The organism is Pseudoalteromonas sp. ECSMB14103 (assembly GCF_000813065.1).
In the GTDB taxonomy this organism is placed as follows: Bacteria; Pseudomonadota; Gammaproteobacteria; order Enterobacterales; family Alteromonadaceae; genus Pseudoalteromonas; species Pseudoalteromonas marina.
Genome location: NZ_JWGY01000006.1, coordinates 31401 through 45194, shown reverse-complemented (window position 1 = coordinate 45194; position 13794 = coordinate 31401). Strand labels below are relative to the sequence as shown.

General features: G+C 39.2%; 15 protein-coding genes. 3 read left to right on the top strand and 12 right to left on the bottom strand.

Annotation, left to right across the window (positions count from 1 at the left end; genetic code table 11):
• Complete coding sequence (panP, locus tag RF53_RS11190) at positions 1–1629, bottom strand: pyridoxal-dependent aspartate 1-decarboxylase PanP (RefSeq protein WP_006791558.1); 1629 nt, start codon at positions 1627–1629, stop codon at positions 1–3.
• Positions 1630–1905: 276 nt separating this feature from the next.
• On the opposite strand from panP, the gene RF53_RS11185 reads away from it, so the two are divergent.
• Positions 1906–3789, top strand: coding sequence for an EAL domain-containing protein (locus RF53_RS11185; protein WP_039037708.1), 1884 nt, complete (start codon positions 1906–1908; stop codon positions 3787–3789).
• Between the two features lie 59 nt (positions 3790–3848).
• Here RF53_RS11185 and trmB read toward each other — a convergent pair whose 3' ends face one another.
• Genes trmB through mpl form a run of 5 tightly spaced genes read right to left on the bottom strand, consistent with a single transcriptional unit; the run spans position 3849 to position 8191 of the window.
• Complete coding sequence (gene trmB / locus RF53_RS11180; protein WP_039037707.1) at positions 3849–4517, bottom strand: tRNA (guanine(46)-N(7))-methyltransferase TrmB; 669 nt, start codon at positions 4515–4517, stop codon at positions 3849–3851.
• Positions 4517–5284 (bottom strand): ABC transporter permease, encoded by a 768-nt coding sequence (locus RF53_RS11175; protein WP_006791561.1) that lies wholly within the window; start codon positions 5282–5284, stop codon positions 4517–4519. Before RF53_RS11175 ends, trmB begins: the two co-directional genes overlap by 1 nt.
• Complete coding sequence (locus tag RF53_RS11170; protein WP_006791562.1) at positions 5285–6214, bottom strand: ABC transporter ATP-binding protein; 930 nt, start codon at positions 6212–6214, stop codon at positions 5285–5287. It lies immediately after the preceding gene.
• A complete protein-coding gene (locus RF53_RS11165) occupies positions 6214–6834 on the bottom strand; it encodes a flavin prenyltransferase UbiX (protein ID WP_008130602.1) in 621 nt (206 codons plus the stop codon). Before RF53_RS11165 ends, RF53_RS11170 begins: the two co-directional genes overlap by 1 nt.
• 1 nt (position 6835) lies before the next feature.
• Positions 6836–8191, bottom strand: coding sequence for a UDP-N-acetylmuramate:L-alanyl-gamma-D-glutamyl-meso-diaminopimelate ligase (gene mpl, locus RF53_RS11160; RefSeq protein ID WP_039037706.1), 1356 nt, complete (start codon positions 8189–8191; stop codon positions 6836–6838).
• A 246-nt stretch (positions 8192–8437) separates the two neighbouring features.
• Here mpl and RF53_RS11155 point away from each other — a divergent pair, with 246 nt between their 5' ends.
• The gene (locus tag RF53_RS11155; RefSeq protein WP_039037705.1) at positions 8438–9226 is read left to right on the top strand and encodes a hypothetical protein; all 789 of its coding nucleotides are present in this window, start codon (positions 8438–8440) and stop codon (positions 9224–9226) included.
• 50 nt (positions 9227–9276) lie between these two features.
• On the opposite strand, the gene RF53_RS11150 is transcribed toward RF53_RS11155, so the two are convergent.
• The 3 genes from RF53_RS11150 to folB are packed head-to-tail and all read right to left on the bottom strand — an operon-like array spanning position 9277 to position 10922.
• Positions 9277–10077 carry an undecaprenyl-diphosphate phosphatase gene (locus RF53_RS11150; protein WP_006791565.1) on the bottom strand — a complete coding sequence of 267 codons (801 nt, stop codon included), beginning with the start codon at positions 10075–10077 and terminating at the stop codon, positions 9277–9279.
• Positions 10074–10562, bottom strand: coding sequence for a 2-amino-4-hydroxy-6-hydroxymethyldihydropteridine diphosphokinase (folK, locus tag RF53_RS11145; RefSeq protein WP_006791566.1), 489 nt, complete (start codon positions 10560–10562; stop codon positions 10074–10076). Before folK ends, RF53_RS11150 begins: the two co-directional genes overlap by 4 nt.
• Positions 10563–10922 carry a dihydroneopterin aldolase gene (gene folB / locus RF53_RS11140; RefSeq protein WP_039037704.1) on the bottom strand — a complete coding sequence of 120 codons (360 nt, stop codon included), beginning with the start codon at positions 10920–10922 and terminating at the stop codon, positions 10563–10565.
• Between the two features lie 244 nt (positions 10923–11166).
• Between folB and plsY the strand changes: the two genes are divergently transcribed.
• Entirely contained in the window at positions 11167–11778 is a 612-nt protein-coding gene (gene plsY / locus RF53_RS11135; RefSeq protein ID WP_039037703.1) for a glycerol-3-phosphate 1-O-acyltransferase PlsY, read from the top strand.
• Positions 11779–11786: 8 nt separating this feature from the next.
• Here plsY and tsaD read toward each other — a convergent pair whose 3' ends face one another.
• The 3 genes from tsaD to RF53_RS11120 are packed head-to-tail and all read right to left on the bottom strand — an operon-like array spanning position 11787 to position 13788.
• On the bottom strand, positions 11787–12800 hold the full coding sequence (tsaD, locus tag RF53_RS11130) for a tRNA (adenosine(37)-N6)-threonylcarbamoyltransferase complex transferase subunit TsaD (protein ID WP_039037702.1): 1014 nt from the start codon (positions 12798–12800) through the stop codon (positions 11787–11789).
• Positions 12801–12857: 57 nt separating this feature from the next.
• The gene (locus tag RF53_RS11125; protein WP_039037701.1) at positions 12858–13448 is read right to left on the bottom strand and encodes a YjaG family protein; all 591 of its coding nucleotides are present in this window, start codon (positions 13446–13448) and stop codon (positions 12858–12860) included.
• Complete coding sequence (locus tag RF53_RS11120) at positions 13441–13788, bottom strand: putative signal transducing protein (protein WP_006791571.1); 348 nt, start codon at positions 13786–13788, stop codon at positions 13441–13443. The genes RF53_RS11125 and RF53_RS11120 overlap by 8 nt, the downstream gene beginning before the upstream one ends.
• Positions 13789–13794 lie beyond the last annotated feature (6 nt).

Here is a 13794-nt window from a genome sequence, read left to right as displayed (position 1 = left end):
CTATTTCATGTATTTGCTTAAATACTTTTTAAATACTGGGTCTGTTTTAGCAAGCTCTTTTTGCTCAGCTAATATCTCTTTTAAAATCACCCCCGAGGTAAGCGGATTAGCCAGTACAACCCTAAACACAACCGTAGGTTGATTATCGTATTGAGCTGGAGTCAAGCGAGTACGCGATACAAACGAGCGTCCAGATTCACGCTGGCGTTTTTGCATACTGGCTGTAAAACGATTTAGTGAAGCAAAAATATCAATCCGTGTTTTTTCATCAGCCTCAGCAATCGCTTGTTTTATTTGCTTAGGCACATAGCGATAAGTAAGCAAACATAGCTCAGGCTCTGAAATAAGTTCAAAATCTTCGTCTGCCTTGATTAAATCAGCAAAATACTTTGCCTTTTTTATACTTCGATCGATTAGCATTTCATAGCCTTTACGGCCAATAACACGTAAGCAAGCATGCACTAACATAGCCATACCAGGGCGGCTACCCTCTAGTGTGTGGCTACCTAAATCTTTAGAGCCCTTACGCAATATATACTCAGCATGATGCTCTATTGCATCGGTTGCAGCGGGATCTTTAAACAGCACTAAACCTGCGCCCATCGGGACATACATTTGTTTGTGGGCATCAATTGTTATTGAGTCTGCTCGCTCAATACCATTGAGCAAAGGACGATAAGTATTAGATAATAACGTTGCCCCACCCCAAGCAGCATCAACATGAAAATGACAGTTAATCTCTTGCGCTAAATCAGCCATTTCGTTGAGGGGATCAATATTGCCGGTTTCGGTTGTGCCTGCAACACCAATAATTGCCATTACTTTAATGCCTTTAGACTCAAGCTCGCGGGCTTTGTCTCGCATGGCATTTACATCGACCTTGTTGTCATCAGTTGTTTTAATACCAACTAAGTTGTCGCGCCCTATCCCTAATAAATCAACCGATTTACCTAATGAATAATGACCACGTTCTGAAATTAATACCGCTAAACCTCTGTATCCATAATGAAGCATACCTGCCACAATCCCTTGCGATGCAATACCGGTAAATTCACCATCGGCTTTTAACAAACGATTTCGAGCAATCCAAAGCGCAGTAATGTTTGCAACTGTACCACCAGAGCAAAATGCACCTAATGACGTTTTAGCGCTGTGCATCCATTTAGAGTAAAACGCATCGTTTTGGCCATAAGCTAAATGATGCATCATACCTAACACCTGTCGCTCAAGGGGGGTAAATGCCTTAGACGTCTCAATTTTTACTAGATTTTGATTTAGTCCCACCATCAACTTCGAAAGTGGCAGTAAAAAATGAGGTAAAGCTGATGTCATATGACCAATAAAACTTGGTGCAGCCGTATGCACAGAATGAGCAACAAGTTGCTCCATTATGTCTTGAGCATAAGCAGATACAAACGTTGGGTTTTCTGGGATCACCGCAGCTTGAAAGTCTTTTTCAATTTCATGTAATGGTTTTTCGATTGCCGCTATATTTTCGTTTAAAAAACCTGCTAAATTACTCGATATTTCAAGCTCAATTTTGCTTAAAGTTGAGTCAGGCGCTTCAGGTACAGTAAATATACGCTTGAGGCTTTCTTTAGAGGCGACGGCACAACGCTTTTGATCCATCTTAATACCTAGTGTGTGTGTTGCTAAAACACCTGTTTAACTAGTAAAAACGCCCAAATATGGCGGTAAGTTAAGCAATAGTGTTTCTAAATAATTGCGCTAACTGTACTGCAATATAAGTAAAATGTCTCGTTAAAAGCCTTAAAAGCAACACCACGCATGACAAAAAAGTGTTAATTTAATTAAAATTTTATTTAATCTAATAAATACTAATTATTTATTGGGCAATTTTGTATTTTAAGTATAATCATTAAAACAACAAAAAAGGGACAGGCAATGCTTAAGGGAAGAGTGAAAGTGAGCTGGTTAGTGGCTGGTTTTGCTTTATTTTTAGTCAGCTTAGTGGTCTATATTTACTACACCTACCACACAACCCGCGCTGAAATTATGGAATCTGTTGATGCGCGCCTTCTTAATGCCGCAGCCAGTGTTAAGCATATACTCGGTGATGACTACCTAAATACCATGAATCAAAACGGTCAAATTAATTTTTTTGACTATGAAGTCAAAAGCAGGCAACTTTCTGAGTTTGCACAAGCGCTAGATGTGGCATATGTATATGCAATGATATTAAAAAACAACCGCGTGTACTTTACTGCATCAAGCTATACGCAAGACGATATGAACAATGGCAAAATAACGCAATATTTAGATATATACCCAGAAGCAACCGATCTCAACATAAGCGCTTTTTACTCCACTGAGCCGGTATTTGAAGTGTCGGCCGATCAATGGGGACACTTTAAAACTATATTTATCCCTTTTGTTGACGATAAAACAGGTAAAACTTACCTTACTGGCGCTGACATTACGATTCTTGATCTTAACCAAAAGCTAAGCGAAAGCGTCTCTAAAGCAGCTGCTATGGCAAGCTTTTTCTTTTTTATAGCTATCCTTGTTGCCGCTATTTATGTTTACTTACTTAAGCGCTCATTAGCAACTGACTCCAGTACAGGGTTTGAAAACCACATTGCGTTGGAATACTTACTTAAAAAAAGTAACAGTCATCATATGCAGTTAGCCGTTGTCTGGGTTAATGAAATTGAAGATATAAATAGCTTTTACGGCACCGAAATCGGCGATAAAGTAATGAAAAACTTGCTTACGCATTTTAAGAGCCGCTGTTCTGCCAACTGTCATTTATACCGCTTAGCCACCAATAAATTGGTGCTGCTATCACCTAAAGAAACACCTTATGAAGAGCTGAACGATTTAATCGAAACCTATAATGCCAATACACCTTTATTAACTGATCCATTTATATACATCACATTGTGTGCAGGTATTGCGACGGGTAATAAATCGCTATTACTTGAAAATGCTCATATTGCTGCACTACAAGCAAAGCAAGGTAGACACACAGTTATTAATTATTCTAAAGCACTTCACGATGTTAAAACTCAATATCAATACAATGTAGAAATGGCTAAAGAAGTGCATGATGCATTTGATAACAACCGTATTGTGCCCTACTTTCAACCAATAATAGATACCAAAACAAACCAGATAGTGCAGTACGAATGTTTGGCGCGAATGGTTACCGCAAGCGGAGAGATTTTAAAACCCGATGCGTTTTTGAATGTAGTTACACGCTCCAGAATGGACGGGTTATTAACCCGCACTATATTTTCACAGTGCATTAGCCGCTTTAGAAAAACGAACATTTGTTGGAGCTTAAATATAACAGCGCAAGACATGTTAGACCCAAGCTTAAATGAATTCATCACAAACGAGCTTAAGCGCTATCCGCACCCTAGCAATATCACTTTAGAGTTAATAGAAACCCAAGCGATTGCAAATTATTCTGAAGTTAAAGCATTTATTTCTATGGTTAAAAGTAAAGGCGTTAAGGTAATAATTGATGACTTTGGTAGCGGTTATTCAAATATTTCAAATGTCCTAAAACTTGAAGTTGACGGTATTAAGTTAGATGGCGGATTAATAAAACAGATAATACACGATAACGACATTTACTTATTTATTGAGCATATAGCGGCATTTGCTAACCAATTAGATTTACTGCTTATAGCTGAATCTGTCGAAAATGCAGCCATTGTAAATGCGTTAGAAAAAGCAAATGTGACGCTCATGCAGGGTAACCATTTTGCCCAACCTGCGCCACAATTTGCTACACCAGAAAATGCTGACTTAATCAGTTAATTAACCAAACGTTAGTGATAAAGCTATTTTGCGTCGATAGAAAAACGCTTAAGCATAACTTAAGTTAAATCAATAACAAGCCGGTGACTTTGCTGACCACTGGCCCAATACTTTCGCTCAAATGGGGTGATTGCATCGTCGCTGTGATAAGGCTGTACTTCGCAAATATGGCTGGTTAGTTCAAGCGCCCTTGCAAATTCTTTAACATATATATCCCAGTTACTGCGTACTTCTAATAAGCCACCTAACTTAACAATATAAGGAAATATAGCTGCACCGTGCCATCTGCGTTGAATATGTTTAGATTTAGGCCATGGGTTTGGATACAACAAATAATGGTGGCTAGGCTGCCAATTTGCTGCAACTGCTAAGCGCCAAAAATCATTTAAATCAGCCTGTACCAAAATATACTGACCACTGTCGCTTTGCTTATATTGAACGTCGTGTTTATCAAGCCTATGCGACGACTTATCAATCCCGACCACAAGAGCATCAGGATGAAGCTTAGCTAAGTTAGCTGTACTTTCACCTACACCACAGCAAGAGTCTAAAATAAGAGGGCCATTGAATGCCTTAACTTTTTCATTAACCTCATCAAATGCCGCTTGCGTGTGTGCTGCAATGGGCTTTTTAAACTCGGCGCTTAAATGCTTATTTACTATTTCATCAAGCTTTTCGTGAATACCGGCCTGATTAGATACAATACTTCGAGAATTTGCATCACTCATTAGTGTCTTAGCCCCACACCTTTTTTGATTAATGTAAGCGCAACAGTAAATAGCACGGTAATAAACACTAAAATCACACCTAATGCGACGGTTAAATCAACATCCGATACACCTAAAAACCCGTACCTAAATGCGTTAACCATATAGATGATGGGGTTTATTTGCGATACATTTTGCCAAAACTCAGGTAGCAAAGTAATTGAATAAAATACGCCACCCAAGTACGTTAGCGGAGTAAGTATAAATGTAGGAATAATACTAATGTCATCAAAGCTATTAGCGTAAATAGCGTTAATTAAACCACCTAGCGCAAACACCGCCGAGGTTAAAATTACCGTTGCCATAATTACAAATATATTGTGTATTTGAATATCAACAAACAACAGCGATACACAGGTAACAATAAAGCCCACCATCATGCCTCGCGTCATACCACCGCCCATATAACCAAGTACAATTATGTAATTAGGCACTGGCGCAACAAGCAGCTCTTCTATACTTTTTTGAAATTTAGTTGAGTAAAAACTAGAAGCTACATTAGAATATGAGTTTGTAATAACCGACATCATTATTAAGCCCGGTACAATAAACTCCATATAACTAAATCCACCCATTTCACCAATGCGCGAACCTATGAGGTTACCAAAAATAACAAAATACAAACTCATTGTTATGGCAGGTGGTACTAGAGTTTGCACCCAAATACGTAGAAAACGAATACACTCTTTAATCCATATACTTTTTAGCGCTACGCCATATTTAAACATTTATTCGCCCCGCCCTTGCTCTAGTAATCCTACAAATAGCTCTTCTAATCGATTGGCCTTGTTACGCATACTTAATACAGTATTGCCTTGCTCTGTAAGCGCACTAAACACTGCATTTAAGCCCTGTGATTTAGCCACTTCAACCTCAATAGTGTGATCGTCCGTCATGGTAAATTTATAACCTTGCAACGTGACTGGCTTAGCTGGCATTTTTAAATCAAGTACAAACGTTTCTTTATCAAGCTTTGCAAGCAGTGCTTTTATCGTCGTGTTTTCAACAATGCGACCGGTATCGATAATGGCAATGTTTTTACACAACAGTTCTGCTTCTTCTAAGTAATGGGTAGTTAAAATAATCGTTACGCCTTGTTCATTAATTTTGCGTAAAAACTCCCACATAGAGCGTCGTAACTCTATGTCTACACCCGCTGTTGGTTCATCAAGTATAAGTAGCTTTGGCTCGTGCATCAGTGCGCGTGCAATCATTAAACGACGCTTCATACCGCCTGATAAAGTACGCGCTTGTTTATCTTTTTTCTCAAGCAAACCAAGCTGAGCTAAATATTTATCAGCACGCTTGTGTGCCTCGCTACGCGGTACACCGTAATAACCGGCTTGGTTTACTAATATTTGGGTCAACGTTTCAAATTGGCTGAAGTTGAATTCTTGTGGTACTAAGCCTAAATGCGCCTTGGCAGCTTCAAGATGGGTATCTATATCGTAACCAAATACCTCTACTTTACCTTCAGTTTTATTGACCAAAGACGAAATAACACCAATCGTTGTTGATTTACCTGCGCCATTTGGCCCAAGTAATGCAAAAAAATCGCCCTCGTCTACTTGTAAATCAACACCTTTAACAGCCTCTACGCCGTTTTTGTATACCTTGGTAAGGCCTTCAATATTTAATGCAATACTTTGCTTACTCATTACTTACCCTCACCATAACCCCAACGTTTTGTTAGTGTATGCTCAATGTTTAAATGATCTAAAATGCGAGCCACCATAAAATCGACTAAATCTTCAATGCTTTGCGGCTTATGATAAAAGCCCGGCGCTGCAGGCATAATGGTAACGCCCAAACGCGATAGCTTTAACATATTCTCTAAATGAATCTCGCTAAAAGGCGTTTCACGCGGTACTAAAATAAGCTGGCCACGTTCTTTAATCACTACATCGGCCGCACGCTCTAGTAAATTATCAGATGCGCCTACAGCAATCGCCGATACTGACCCCGCACTGCATGGGCACACAACCATTTTTTTAGGCGCTGCAGAACCAGAGGCTACAGGACTAAACCAGTTATCTTTACCAAATACTTGTAATTGTTGTGGCTGTGCATCAAATAGCGCATTTAACTGCTCAGTGGCTTTATCTTCATTTGCCGAAAGCTTTATGTTTGACTCAGTATCGAGCACAACGCGGGCTGCGCTCGAAATAAGGACATACACTTGGTATTGCTGCTCGAGTAACACTTCAAGCAGCTTTAAACCATATGGTGCGCCAGAGGCACCACTAAACGCCAAGGTGATTTTATCTTTAAATTGCAAATTATTCTCCGCTGAATTTATCAGCCAAACCATCTACTAGTTGCTGATGAAGGCCGTTAAAACCGCCATTACTCATAATTAAAATATGTTGATCAGGCTGCACATTTTTAAGCACCGTATTAATAATAGCTTGTGTACTATTTAAACATTGCATGCCCGCTTTTTGAGCTTGCTCGTTAAGCGACCAGCCTAAGTTATCTGGTTCAAACAAAAGTACGTCATCAGCATCAGCTAATGAAGCAAGAAGCGTATGCTGATGTACACCCATTTTCATGGTGTTTGAGCGAGGCTCTAAAATAGCAATAATTTTTTCATCGCCAACGTTAGCGCGTAAACCCGCCAAGGTTGTTTTAATCGCTGTTGGGTGATGAGCAAAATCGTCATAAACCTTAATACTGTTTATGTCGGCCTTGAGTTCCATTCGCCTTTTCGGACTTATAAACTCGGCAAGTGCCTCAATACTGTGGCTAACCGCAATCCCTACATGGCGCGCTGCAGCAATTGCCATAATCGCATTTTTAACATTATGCTCGCCAATTGCGCCCCAATTAACCGTACCTTGGCGTTCATTATTCAAAAGTACATTAAACTCGCTGCCATCGGGTTTAATTAGTTCGTAACCCCAATCAATGCCTAGCGTTTCGCTTTCACTCCATAACCCTTGCGATATAACGTCTTCAAGTGCTTTGTCTTGTTTTGGCCAAATTACTTTACCGCTGTGAGGTAGTGTACGCATTAAGTGGTGAAATTGTTTTTTAATTGCGTTTAAATCATCAAAAATATCGGCGTGATCAAACTCTAAGTTATTCAAAATTAATGTACGCGGTAAGTAATGGACAAACTTGCTGCGCTTATCAAAAAAAGCGGTATCGTATTCATCTGCCTCAATAACAAAAAAAGGGGTTTCACCTACCTTTGCCGACACACCAAAATTTTGCACTATGCCGCCAATTAAAAACCCCGGTTTTAAACCAGCATATTCTAATATCCAGGCAAGCATACTCGCTGTGGTTGTTTTACCATGCGTACCAGCTACCGCAAGCACCCACGAGTTTTGCAATAAGTTATGCTTTAACCACTCTGGACCTGAGGTATAAGGTAAGCTGTTGTCTAACACATATTCAACACACGGATTACCTCGGCTCATCGCATTACCAATCACTACCATATCGGGTTTTGGCTCTAATTGAGATACGTCGTAACCTTGAGTGAGCTCAATACCAAGATCTTCAAGCTGGGTGCTCATAGGTGGGTAAACGTTTTGGTCTGAACCTGTTACTTTATGGCCAAGCGACTTAGCAATGGCTGCAATACCACCCATAAACGTACCGCAAATGCCCAAAATATGAATATGCATATACTTTCCTTAAACCGTATGCTCACTTTGCAGCTGTGCAAAGTTTAATGGCGCTATAATGCCAAACTTCGCGCTTACTTACCATTATATGTAGGTATTTCGATGGGTTAAAAAGTGCATATCATCGCCTTTAACTTTTAACTGTTATTCGTTCAACTTAGCTAACTGTACTCACTTTTGATCAAGTTGTATCAATGCTATAAACTCATATGCGCATACGTTTTTAATTATTTAAAAGGATTTTCTATGAAGAAGTTATTATTTTTGACCTTTCTATTTTTATCGTCGCAGAGTTTTGCCCTCGATCTTGCAAAATATCCTATAGAGCTTACTTCTCAAGAAGGCTACAGTGTTGTAATAGCTCCTACTAAAGATCAAAAACAAGCACTTGTTAAAGTAACCGGGATCAACCACGACATTGATGGCATCACATTTTTAATGGATCTAAAGCCACGAGGGAGTAATAAAGCTTATAAATTTACATACGATGGAACTGAGCGAAGCTTAATAAGCATTGATAAGGGTTACCGTTGTTGCAGCTATACTTTATACATACCAGACACGAGAGAAGGTATTTATTTAGCAAAAAAAGAAGGGGCTAACCCTGCTATTGTTGAAGATTTGAAGGCTCAGTATCAACAGCATATCAATAAAGGGACTCAAGCCGAACTTGCTCTTTTTAACCGTCAAAAGCATTTAAAATATCAACAATCAAAAATAAATACCGCAAACGATTCAGTCACAAATCAGTGCGGCCTAAGTATTAAAACGACTATAAAATGGGATTCAATTGATGACACTCTTCTGCAGACTTATGCGGTTGGTTCTTTTTGTGCTCAAGTAGCAGATGAAATGGTTAATATGTGTAAAAAAGATATAAAGTTTAAAAAAGATATAGCGCACTTCAACACAATCAACTGTCAATTTAGCGATAAACTAAAGCTTCGCCAAAACGACGGTGTATTAACGTTTAAAACATCACCTAAAGCACCTAATCAAAGTCAATTTATTGAGGCCTATCTACTTAATTTATAAGTCAAAAAAGCACCTAACGGTGCTTTTTTCATAATACTGAGGCTATTAAATTACATACTTAAAAAAACAATTAACCCCAAGCCTAAAACTAACCGGTAAATTACAAAAGGTAACATTCCCATTCGTTCAATCACTTTTAAAAATAAATAAATACACGCATAAGCAGATAGAAAAGACAGTACCACACCTAGTAACAATGTACCCCATTCAACAACATGATCACCCAATGCAAGTTCTATTGTGTAATAAAGCCCCATCATTGAAATTACAGGAATAGCGAGTAAAAACGAAAAGCGCGCTGCACTTTGCTTATTCATGCCTAGCATTAAACCCGCTGTCATTGTAATACCTGAACGAGAGGTACCCGGGATCATAGCAACGGCTTGCGCTAAGCCAATCATTAAAGCCGACTTCCAATTAAGTTGATAAATTGTTTTAACTTGTTTCCCTTTAGCATCAGCGTACCAAAGCAATAGGCCAAAAATAATCGTCGTAGCTGCAATGACCCATGCACTTCGAAGGTATAACTCAACAAAATCCTTAAGTAACAAACCAAATACAGCAGCAGGTATTGTCCCTAAAATAATCCACCAGCCGAGTTTACTGTCGTCTGTTTTACCTTGTGTGCCAAACGATTTAAACCACGCACTGAGAATGTCAGCCACCTCTTTACGAAAATAAATAACAACCGCTATTAATGTCCCTACATGCACTGCAACATCAAAAGCAAGTCCTTGGTCTTCCCACCCTAATATTTGTGAGGGTAAAATTAAATGTGCCGAGCTAGATATGGGTAAAAACTCAGTAAAACCTTGAATTAGCGCTAAAATTATTATTTCTAAAATACTCATGGGTTAGAAAACTCCACCTTCCATAGTTTTTGTTGAGGGTTATTATATGCATTCCATAATTGAGCAATTGTTTGCTTAGCTACAGGGTGATAAAAACCGGGGGCAACCTCACTGAGAGGCTGTAATACAAATGCATTTTTAGTTATTTCGTCACGTGGTAATTGCGCGGGGCTATCGCAAATAACATCGTCGTAAAACAATAAATCTAAATCAAGGGTTCTTGGGCTGAACTTTTTATCGTTTGGTGTGCGACCATTATCACGCTCTATTTTTTTTAGTAATGCACACACTTCAGCTAACGGCTTGTCTGTTTTTGCCCCAACGACCGAATTATAAAAGTTATTACCTACGAAACCAACAGCTTCGCTTTCAAAAACAGACGAGTGCTCTATATTCGTAAAATGCGTTTTAAGTGCTTTTAAGGCACTTTGCATATAGTGCTCTTTGTTAATATTTGACCCAAGGCTAATAAATATTTGCGCCATTTAAACGCTTGCCTTATTACGTGTTATTTCTACTCCAACAGTTTGCGCTTGCGTAACTGCAGCAGGTTTACTCACTCTTATTTTAACTTGTGTTGTATTAAACTCAGTTAAAATAATGTCTGCCAATTGTTCAACAAGTGTTTCAAGTAACTCAACAGGTTTAGCTGTGCTATGCGCAATGACACGCTCGCTTACTTTTGCGTAATCAAGTGCTAGATTAATGTCATCATTTGCGGCGGCTGGTTTAATATCACTTAGCATTTCAATATCAAAATAAAGGCTCTGTTTACTTTCTTTTTCAAAGTCGTACACTCCAATAATAGTGTCGACGTGCAATTGAGATATAAATACCTTATCCATTGATACTCCAAAAGACCAACAACTGTTCTAACCACATAAACTAATTAAAAATTAATATTGTATATGCTTTAATCAGTGTTTAAATATGTAAAAATTCCTTCTACAATAGCAAAATAACGCGTTTAGCTAAATTTGGTAGAAGTATATTAATTTTCACGATAAATTTTGCCGCCAATAATAGCCCAAAAACGATGTTAATTGCATTAAATGTAATGGGTATAACGATAAAAATATAAGGAACTATGTGTTAGCTATTTTGATGTTTGTTTTAGCGTACCTACTTGGGTCGATTTCATCGGCTATCTTAGTGTCGCGTCTATTTAAACTTCAAGATCCCCGTACACATGGCTCAAATAATCCAGGCGCAACTAATGTTTACCGCTTAGGTGGCGCTTTCCCTGCTGTTTTAGTTCTTGTTTTTGATATTTTAAAAGGTACGATACCCGTGTGGGGGGCTTATTTTTTACAACTTGAGCCTTTGGTACTTGGCTTAGTTGCCGTTGGCGCCTGTTTAGGCCACATGTACCCTGTATTTTTTAATTTTAAAGGAGGTAAAGCCGTTGCAACAGCATTTGGGGCTTTACTCCCAATAGGTTTATCCCTAGCTGGGTTATTAATTACTACTTGGCTAATTATAGTCGCAGTGAGTCGCTATTCTTCTCTTGCCGCCCTAGTCACCGTTTTACTCGCACCGCTTTATACGTGGTTAATTAAGCCACTCTACACGCTGCCAGTGGTTTTTATTACGATGCTTATTATTTTTCGCCATCGAACAAACATAGTGAGATTATTTGCTGGTGAAGAACCAAAAGTGGGAGCTAAAAAAGCCCCCACTGATGAAAACAAACCAACATAACAAAGTACTTAAATAGGCTCGAGGCTATCTATTGGCCACCGAGGCTTAGTTTTCATATCAAGGGTTGCAAACTGCCCTGCTTTTAAACGTTGCATACCGGCATAAGCAATCATTGCACCGTTATCAGTACAAAACTCCGTACGCGGATAATACACTTCGCCCTTCATACCCTGCATGACTCTTTCAAGCTGAAGCCTAAGCTGGGTATTTGCACTTACACCGCCCGCAATCACTAAACGCTTGATACCTGTTTGCTTTAGCGCTCGCTTACATTTAATAACCAAGGTATCAATAACAGCGGTTTGAAATGCATGCGCAATGTCAGCTTTAGTTTGCTCGTCATCGTCATTTTCACGTATGGTAATCGACGCCGCGGTTTTTAATCCACTAAAACTAAAATCAAGCCCGGGTTTATCAGTCATTGGGCGAGGAAAGATAAATCGCTTTGGAATACCTTGCTCTGCTAATTTTGCTAAGCGGGGACCACCCGGGTAATCAAGACCTAATAATTTAGCTGTTTTGTCAAAGGCTTCACCTGCAGCGTCATCAACAGACTCGCCCAATACTTCGTATTGGCCAATTCCTTCAACTTTTACCATCATGGTGTGGCCACCAGAAACAAGTAAAGCAATAAACGGAAACTCTGGCACCTTGTCTTCAAGCATGGGAGCAAGTAGGTGCCCCTCCATATGATGAACCGCAACAGCAGGGATATCCCATCCGTAAGCCAATGAGCGACCAATTGAAGTACCCACTAATAGCGCCCCAACTAAACCAGGGCCGGCTGTATAAGCAATACCGTCTATGTCTTCAGGACCACAACCCGCTTGAGCAAAAGCAGCATCAATAAGCGGAAGCGTTTTACGAACATGATCGCGTGACGCCAGTTCGGGAACCACGCCACCGTAGTCAGCATGTACTTTTACTTGGCTATATAACTGATGAGCTAATAAGCCTTTCTCGTCATCATATATTGCTATACCTGTTTCATCACATGACGACTCAATGCCTAAAATTCGCACTGTACTTCTCCTGCTTTTTTATCACTACTTAACCAAAGTTCAAGTTACTTAATTTGTTTATAACGCCAAACCAATATTTGTTTGACCATCAACAACAGCAAATTTTTTCAGCGCCTTTACACTTTCTGAAGTAATACGCCCCATACCTTCAACAAAGTCAATAAGCTCGGCTAGCACTTCAATTTCGTACTGCATTAAAGGGTGCTCCCTAACAGCCGTGTTGTCTGCAATTTCACCTTCAACTGTCATCTGGTATTCAATAAAGCGCGCAACGGTTGCTTGCGAAATTTTACTTACACTTACAAACTCTTTATCGTCTTGTGCCATTAAACCATGCATCAAGCTCAGTAATGACGTTGCCGCATCAATAGCTGGGTATGTACCAAACATATCAAAATCAGCGAGTTCTGGAACATTAGGTTCCACTTTTTCAACTTGCTTTTCTAAGTCAATCTTACTTTTTGGCAGTAAGATTTTTTCCCAACAAACATTAAGCGCATTACGAAGTAACGTTTCATCACCAAACCCCGTAGCCTCACTAAATAAGCCATAATTTGGCAACATACGTTCAATTAGCGCACTTGCTAATACCGCTTTTTGTAAATAGTTTAGCTCTCTAATACGCTGAAAATTATTTGCTTTAGTCATTCTTTAACGTCTCACATGACCAACAAAAATCAAATGTTGATCCATTATGCTCATTACAGTTAGGACAAACCCAATCTGGAGCGGATTGTTTTACTTGCTGATAGTTTACCAATATTTGTCGCGCATGGCGCTCTTTTATCGCATAAACCTGTATACTCACTTGCGCCTGATCGAAAGGAATTTCCCCAAGTGCACCTTGAAGCATTTCTCCTACAACTTTACACTCTATTCCACCCGCTTGAATTAACCCCTTAACAATATTAGCCTCTAACGTGTTGGCTGCCTTATAAATTGTTATCCAATTAAAAGCACTATCTGTTGTGTTTTTATAAGTTTGCAATATCGA

Coding starts and splice junctions, on each gene's coding strand:
- RF53_RS11170 (WP_006791562.1), bottom strand. CDS start 6,214: ATGAGTAAGCAAAGTATTGCATTAAATATTGAAGGCCTTACCAAGGTA.
- mpl (WP_039037706.1), bottom strand. CDS start 8,191: ATGCATATTCATATTTTGGGCATTTGCGGTACGTTTATGGGTGGTATT.
- folB (WP_039037704.1), bottom strand. CDS start 10,922: ATGGATAAGGTATTTATATCTCAATTGCACGTCGACACTATTATTGGA.
- RF53_RS11175 (WP_006791561.1), bottom strand. CDS start 5,284: ATGTTTAAATATGGCGTAGCGCTAAAAAGTATATGGATTAAAGAGTGT.
- trmB (WP_039037707.1), bottom strand. CDS start 4,517: ATGAGTGATGCAAATTCTCGAAGTATTGTATCTAATCAGGCCGGTATT.
- RF53_RS11150 (WP_006791565.1), bottom strand. CDS start 10,077: ATGAGTATTTTAGAAATAATAATTTTAGCGCTAATTCAAGGTTTTACT.
- panP (WP_006791558.1), bottom strand. CDS start 1,629: ATGGATCAAAAGCGTTGTGCCGTCGCCTCTAAAGAAAGCCTCAAGCGT.
- folK (WP_006791566.1), bottom strand. CDS start 10,562: ATGGCGCAAATATTTATTAGCCTTGGGTCAAATATTAACAAAGAGCAC.
- RF53_RS11155 (WP_039037705.1), top strand. CDS start 8,438: ATGAAGAAGTTATTATTTTTGACCTTTCTATTTTTATCGTCGCAGAGT.
- RF53_RS11125 (WP_039037701.1), bottom strand. CDS start 13,448: ATGACTAAAGCAAATAATTTTCAGCGTATTAGAGAGCTAAACTATTTA.
- RF53_RS11185 (WP_039037708.1), top strand. CDS start 1,906: ATGCTTAAGGGAAGAGTGAAAGTGAGCTGGTTAGTGGCTGGTTTTGCT.